The sequence below is a fragment of the Pseudoalteromonas sp. S1609 genome (assembly GCF_005887255.1).
GTDB lineage: Bacteria > Pseudomonadota > Gammaproteobacteria > Enterobacterales > Alteromonadaceae > Pseudoalteromonas.
Genome location: NZ_PNDJ01000143.1, coordinates 1 through 347, shown reverse-complemented (window position 1 = coordinate 347; position 347 = coordinate 1). Strand labels below are relative to the sequence as shown.

1 pseudogene is annotated in these 347 nt (G+C 47.3%); it reads right to left on the bottom strand.

The features are described from left to right. Positions 1–347: pseudogene (locus CWB76_RS19115) on the bottom strand (hypothetical protein); the annotation flags it as partial.

Sequence of the window (347 nt, the reverse complement as noted above, 5' to 3'; positions counted from 1 at the left end):
TCTTCTTCAACTAAGCTGTCGATGTCTGACTCTTCAGTTTGAGCTTCAGTAGTTGGTTGCTCAGCATCGAGCAATTCATCAATATCAACTTCATCATATCCTTCAACTAAGCTGTCGATGTCTGGCTCTTGCGTTGCAGTTTCAGTATCCGGTTGCTGCGCATCGAGCAATTCATCAATATCAACTTCGTCGTCTTCTTCTACTAAACTGTCGATATCAGGCTCTTCGCTTTGAGCCTCAGCGTCCGGTTGCTCAGCATCAAGTAGGTCGTCAATATCAAACTCGTCGGCTTCTTCTACTAAACTTTCGATATCAGGCTCTTCGCCTTGAGCAGGGGGGGCCGCGGC